General features: G+C 63.8%; 7 protein-coding genes. 2 read left to right on the forward strand and 5 right to left on the reverse strand.

Going from position 1 to position 6,062, the window contains the following annotated elements; translation table 11 throughout:
- The 5 genes from WBR57_RS10020 to WBR57_RS10040 form a co-directional block, all read right to left on the reverse strand.
- Positions 1–146: DUF4880 domain-containing protein (locus WBR57_RS10020; RefSeq protein ID WP_424083696.1), on the reverse strand; the 146-nt coding region annotated here is incomplete at its 3' end.
- On the reverse strand, positions 143–661 hold the full coding sequence (locus WBR57_RS10025; RefSeq protein ID WP_424083691.1) for a sigma-70 family RNA polymerase sigma factor: 519 nt from the start codon (positions 659–661) through the stop codon (positions 143–145). The genes WBR57_RS10025 and WBR57_RS10020, both read right to left, overlap by 4 nt.
- Positions 662–754: 93 nt before the next feature.
- Positions 755–1,372: an LpxA family transferase gene (locus WBR57_RS10030; RefSeq protein ID WP_424083692.1), complete on the reverse strand. Its 618-nt coding sequence runs from the start codon at positions 1,370–1,372 to the stop codon at positions 755–757.
- Positions 1,373–1,448: 76 nt separating this feature from the next.
- Positions 1,449–2,894: a mechanosensitive ion channel domain-containing protein gene (locus WBR57_RS10035; protein WP_424083693.1), complete on the reverse strand. Its 1,446-nt coding sequence runs from the start codon at positions 2,892–2,894 to the stop codon at positions 1,449–1,451.
- A gap of 151 nt (positions 2,895–3,045) precedes the next feature.
- Positions 3,046–3,906 carry a pirin family protein gene (locus tag WBR57_RS10040; RefSeq protein WP_424083694.1) on the reverse strand — a complete coding sequence of 287 codons (861 nt, stop codon included), beginning with the start codon at positions 3,904–3,906 and terminating at the stop codon, positions 3,046–3,048.
- 180 nt (positions 3,907–4,086) lie between these two features.
- On the opposite strand from WBR57_RS10040, the gene WBR57_RS10045 reads away from it, so the two are divergent.
- Together WBR57_RS10045 and WBR57_RS10050 are read left to right on the forward strand one after the other, a co-directional pair.
- Positions 4,087–4,830 carry a response regulator transcription factor gene (locus WBR57_RS10045; RefSeq protein WP_424083695.1) on the forward strand — a complete coding sequence of 248 codons (744 nt, stop codon included), beginning with the start codon at positions 4,087–4,089 and terminating at the stop codon, positions 4,828–4,830.
- Between the two features lie 20 nt (positions 4,831–4,850).
- On the forward strand, positions 4,851–6,062 hold a 1,212-nt coding region (locus WBR57_RS10050; RefSeq protein WP_424083697.1), incomplete at its 3' end, for an ATP-binding protein.

The following is a 6,062-nucleotide window of genomic DNA, read 5'->3' on the forward strand; positions in this document are numbered from 1 at the left end:
AAGGTTTGCGCGCGTTGCCAGGTCTGTTCGTGCTGGGGATGGCTGTCGCGCCAGTGCTGCAAGGCGGCGTGATCGCGCTCGGTGGCGCCACCCGATTCCAGCAGCGCCAGCCATTCGGCGGCGGCGCGCGCGACGTCACGGTTCACAGCTGAACCAGCAGGCAGTGCTCGTAGGCCTGCGCCATATAGCGCTTCACGGTGCGTTCGGACACCTCCAGGCGCTCGGCAATCTCGCGGTAACCCAGGCCTTCCAACTGGCTCCAGAGGAACGCGCGGCGGACCACTACCGGCAAGCCATCGAGCAATTCATCCAGGGCTTGCAGGGTTTCCAGCACCAGCCAACGCTGCTCGGGGGATGGCACACAGGCTTCGGGCAAGGTGGCCAACGCATTCAGGTAGGCCTGTTCGAGGCTACGGCGCTGATGGAAATTCACCAGCAAGCGCTTGCCGACGGTCACCAGGTACGCCCGGGGTTCCTGCATGTGCGCAATCGGCTGCGCACTGGCGAGCACCCGCAGGAACGTATCCTGGCTCAGGTCGGCCGCATCCCAGGCATTGCCCAGGCGCCGCCGCAGCCAGCTTTCCAGCCAACTGCGGTGGTCGCGGTACAAACTCGACAAAGTCAGTTCAGGGACGTGCGTAGGGACAACAGCATCATTCATGGCGAGCAACCTGCACGGGCGCGATTAAGTCTCAAATGAGATTCATTCTATTTAATATCCTGCCCGTACACCATGATCTTTTCAACGTCGCGTTTAAATCGTGGCCTCTGCGTCGAACACTTGGCCACGGCCAACCACGCTGGCAGGTACCAGAATGGCCCCCGGCGCCAGCACTGCATTGGCGCCGATGCGGCACTGGTCACCGAGCAACGCGCCAAACTTGTCGCACCCGGTGCGCTGCAGGCTGCCATCCACGCGCACCTGCACGTCCTTGTCTTCACGCTCATTGCGGTAGTTGGCAACGATGCTCCCCGCCTCCAGGTTGACCCCGTGGCCGAGTACGGAATCGCCGACAAAGTTAAAGTGCGCCAGCTTACTGCCACTGAACACGAACGAGGTTTTCAACTCGGCGCCGGGGCCGATGATGCAGTGCGCGTCCAGCCAGCAACCACCGCGCAGCAGCGAGCCACTGGCGATAAAGCAATGGGCGCCGATGATCAGCGGCCCCTTGAGCAATGCACCCGGCTCGACGATGGCGGTTCGGTGGATGGCGATGTCGTCCTGCACGCGGTATTCGTCAGGCGGCAGTTCGGCCAATAGCTGGCGAACCACGGCGGGCGCCTGAGTCACCAGCGCCCAGGGCGCAAGGGCGGCCCACGGCGCCAAAGGTGACTGGATGAAGTGGGCAATGTAGTCGGTGAGTCGGATCAACGGTGAATCCTCCGAGTGTCATTCAAGCTCGAAAAGCTAGCACAACGCTTTACCCTGTCAGGAATGTTTCGAACCCTCAAAGACCGCGCTGGCGCAACCAGTGTAAAAAGCCTTTCTTGACCGGCACCACAGGTGCCTCCTGGGTCAGCGCCTGCGCGGCGTGGAGGCGGAAATCCAAGAGTGACTTCATCGCCTCGCTGATGTCGTGACGCGCATCCAGGCACGGCTTCAAATACTCTTTCTCGATGCGGTACAGCGTGCAAAAGGTCTTGGCGGAGAAATCCGCCAGGGCCGCTTCATCGGACAGAATCCCGGCCTCGCCAATCACCTCACCCGGCCCCATGCGCCCGGCCTCGAATTTGTGCCCGCCCTTGGTCAGCGTCACCGACACCACCCCGGACTCGACGATAAACAGATGATCGCTGACTTCCCCGGACGGCAGGATCATCTCGCCGGCGCGGTAGGTGTGCAGGGTCATGTTCTGGCTGAAGGTGTCTTTCTCTTCCTGGCGCAGGGTGGAGAAAATCGACGAGCGCTCGAGCAACGCCCGCGCGGCAGACATGGCCGGTGGTGCCCCGCTTTCGGTGGCCGACAACAACCCTACGCCCGCCGCCTGCAGGTGCCGGAACGCCAGGTCGTAAAGCTGGTTGCGCACCTCGCGCTTGAGGGCCATGGCTGGTACGAAGCCGCTGATTTCATACTCCACGCCACCACTGGCGGAGGTCTTGAACGCCACATTGGGCGCCGGCTTGGCCAGCAGCGGCCGGCAACCCTGCATCGCGCGCTCCAGTGCTTCAATCACGGTTTGCGGGCGCGCATGAGGGCTGACCTGCAGGCTGACCGCCAGGCCGAACATGTCCGCCGGGCGCGAGTAATTGATGATCTTGGCCTTGGCCGCCAATGAGTTGGGAATCACCGCCAGGCTGCCCTGGGAGGTTTGCAGACGCGTGGCACGCCAGTCGATGTCGGTCACCCGGCCTTCGGTGCCGTCGATGGAGATCCAGTCATCAATCTGATAAGGCTTGGTGGTGTTGAGCACGATCCCGGAAAACACATCGCTGAGGGTGCTCTGCAAGGCCAGGCCGACAATGATCGCCACCGCGCCGGAAGTCGCCAGCACGCCCTTGACCGGCAGGTCGAGCACGTAGGCCATGGCGGCGATGATCGCGATCAGGAAGATCACAGCGCCCATCAGGTCCTGCAACAGCCGCCCGGTGTGACCGACCCGCTGCATCATCACCGCGCCCAGTAACACCGTCAGCGTACGCGCGGCAAACAACCACCAGCCGATCTGCAAGGCCGTGGCGGCCAGGTGCAAGGCAGTGTTATCGGCATACGGCGCGAGCTGCATGGGGTTCATGCCGTCGTTGAACAGCACGGCACTGAACACCGCAAAAATCGCCAGGCGCGCCGCCAGCTTCCAGTTGGCAAGGTTGGCGGAGATAAGGCGCCACACCGCGATGTCGATAAAGATCAGCGCCAGGGCACACAGCATCGGGTGATCAGCGATAAATGAGGGCATCCAGGCGACTCCAGGGCGAATGACGGGAAGATCGCATGAAATGAAGAAACCGGAAACAAAATGTAATGCGACGCCATTGTGGCGAGCGGACCTCTTGTGGCGAGCCCGCTCGCCACAGAAAAGTCAGTGTTCGCGTTTTTTTGCCTCAGGCTCACATCCGCCCGAATTTGCCCGATTGAAAATCCACGAACGCCTGATGGATCTCCTGCTCGGTGTTCATCACAAACGGGCCGTGGCCGACGATGGGCTCGTCGATGGGTTCGCCGCTGAGCAGCAGGACCTTGGCGTCGTCGTTGGCCTCCAGAGTGAGTTGGCTGCCGTCGCGCTCGAACAACGCCAATTGCCCTGGGCGTGCAAGCTCTTCGCCGTTAACCAACACGGTGCCGCTCAGGATCACCAGCGCGGTGTTGCGCCCTGCGTGCAGGTCCAGGGTCACGGGCTTGCCGGCGTTGAGGCGCAGGTCCCACACGTCAATCGGCGTAAACGTACGCGCCGGCCCCTGGGTGCCGGCGAACTCGCCGGCGATCAGGCGCAGGTGCCCGGCGTCGTCCGCCAGTGGCAGCACGGGGATGTCCGCGTCGACGAGGGTCTGGTAACCCGCTTCGGCCATTTTGTCCTTGGCAGGCAGGTTGACCCACAGTTGCACCATTTCCATGACCCCGCCGCTACGGGCGAAGGCCTGGGAATGGAACTCCTCGTGCAGGATGCCTTTAGCGGCGGTCATCCATTGCACGTCGCCTGCGCCGATTTTGCCGCCGGCGCCGGTGGAATCGCGGTGCTCGACTTCGCCGTCGTAGACGATGGTCACGGTTTCAAAGCCGCGATGCGGGTGTTGGCCGACGCCGCGACGTTGCTCGGTGGGTGTGAAATCGGCCGGGCCCGCGTGGTCCAGGAGCAGGAAGGGGCTGATGTGCTTGCCCATCGAGTCGTAGGAAAACAGCGTGCGGACCGGGAAGCCGTCGCCGACCCAATGAGCGCGAGGGCTGGTGTAGATGCCGATGAGTTTTTTCATGGTGATCCTCCAAAGTGCATACACCTTAAAACCCGCATCAATTTTGCGCTAGACGGCAAAAACAGCCTTGATCGTCCTACTCATGGAACGGCATACCGGCACATCGCGACAAAAACAGCGTTAATGATAATGACTCGTAGTAATATCCGCCCTCTCCCGCTCAACCTCCCGAGGGCTGCAATGCCGTTTGCCCCTGCGCCTGTCGCACCGCGTGTACTGGTGGTGGATGACCACCGCAAAATCCGCGAACCCCTGGCCACCTACCTGCGGCGCCACACCTTTGATGTGCGCACCGCCGAAGACGCGGCCGGCATGTGGCAATTGCTCAAGACCCAGGCATTTGATGTGGTGGTGCTCGACGTGCTGCTGCCGGATGGCGATGGCTTTGAGCTGTGCCACCAACTGCATCGGCGCAGCAATACACCGGTGATCCTGCTGACCGCCCGCGACACCGCCGCCGACCGCGTGCGGGGCCTGGACCTGGGGGCCGACGATTACATCACCAAGCCCTTCGAGCCGCGCGAACTGGTGGCGCGCATCAACAGCGTTTTGCGCCGCCAGGGCCGCAACACCGGCCCAGCGGCGTCGAGCAATGGCGCGCGGGCCTATCAATTTGCCGGCTGGCACTTCAGCGTGAGCAGTGCGACGTTGCGCCGCGACGCAGGCCCGGCCATCCAACTCAGCACCGTCGAAAGCCGCCTGCTGCAAGTGTTCCTCAGCCACCCCAATACGCTGTTGCCGCGCGAACGCCTGATCGACCTGACCGCCGCCGCCGACAGCGACGTCAGCGATCGCGCCATCGACCGCCAGGTCAGCCGCCTGCGCCGCAAGCTGGCCCAGGGCGACGAGACCCTGGACCTGCTGCGCACCATCTGGGGCGGCGGTTACCTGCTGGCGGCCGAGGTCACTGAATGCACGCCCTGAGCAGGCTCTGGCCGCGAACCCTGGCGCGCCAGTTGAGCATGTTGTTGTTGCTGGCACTGCTCGCCTCCAATGCCATTGCAATGCTGTTTCTGCAACGCACCGGCAGCCTGATCCACCCGTTGTCTCGCAGCTTCGCCCTGGAACGCTTGAACACCGCGCATCACACCGCCCTCGAGCTGCCTGCGGCGGAAACCGAGCACCTGCTGGCGGCCATGAGCAGCGACGACGCGCGCTTCTGGATTGCACCCACGCCGGAGGTCGCGCCCTTTGAGCTGCGCCCGGAAGAACAGCGGCTGGCCAACGAACTGCGCAGCCAACTGCAGTTGGACAGCGCCGCCGCCATCGGCATGCAACTGGAGCGCATCAGCGGCGCCAACGCCCGCACCCACGTGTTCAGCCCGGCCGGCTGGGCACCGTTGCGCCTGCGCAGCAGCGTCGCACTGCCGGGTGGCCTGTACCTGAACGCCGTGCAATTCCCCGCCGGGGCTTATGAATGGGGCCGCGTGCTGGCCTACAGCTTGCCGGTGACCACACTGCCGGTGCTGCTGATCGTGATGTTTTTTATCGCGCGCGTGGTGCGCCCGATCAAAACCCTGGCGCGCGCTACACAACGCGTGAGTCGCGGCGAATGGATCGCCCCGCTGCCCGAGCGTGGCGCGCAGGAAGCCCGCGACCTCACCGCGGCCTTCAACACCATGCAGGCCAACCTCGCCCGGCATGTCGAAGGCCGCACGCGGATGCTCGCAGCGGTCAGTCATGACCTGAATACACCGATCACCGAATTGCGCCTGCAAGTGGAGTTGCTGGAGCCCGGCGCGGCCCGCGATGACATGCTCGAAAGCCTCGCGGAATTAAGCGCGATGGTCCGCGAAACCCTGAACTTCGTGCGCGACGATGCGCTGCAGGAACCCACCACCAGCGTTTCGCTGAACGGCTTGTTGGATGACCTGGCCAAGCGTTATCAGCGCCTGGGCCAGCCCGTCGCCTGGCACGGCGCGCCGCCGCTGATGCTCACGTGTCGCCCGCTGGCATTGAAACGTGCCTTGACCAACCTGATCGACAACGCCCTGCACCACGCCGGCGATGCCGGCCTGAGCCTGTACCGCCAGGACGATGGCTGGCTGCGCGTCGAGATTCTCGACCACGGCCAGGGCTTGCCCGAAGACTGGTTGAGCAAGGTCTTCGAGCCGTTCGTGCAGCGCGGGGTCAGCGACGGCGGCGTGGGGCTGGGC

The organism is Pseudomonas sp., assembly GCF_049590575.1.
Taxonomy (GTDB): Bacteria; Pseudomonadota; Gammaproteobacteria; order Pseudomonadales; family Pseudomonadaceae; genus Aquipseudomonas.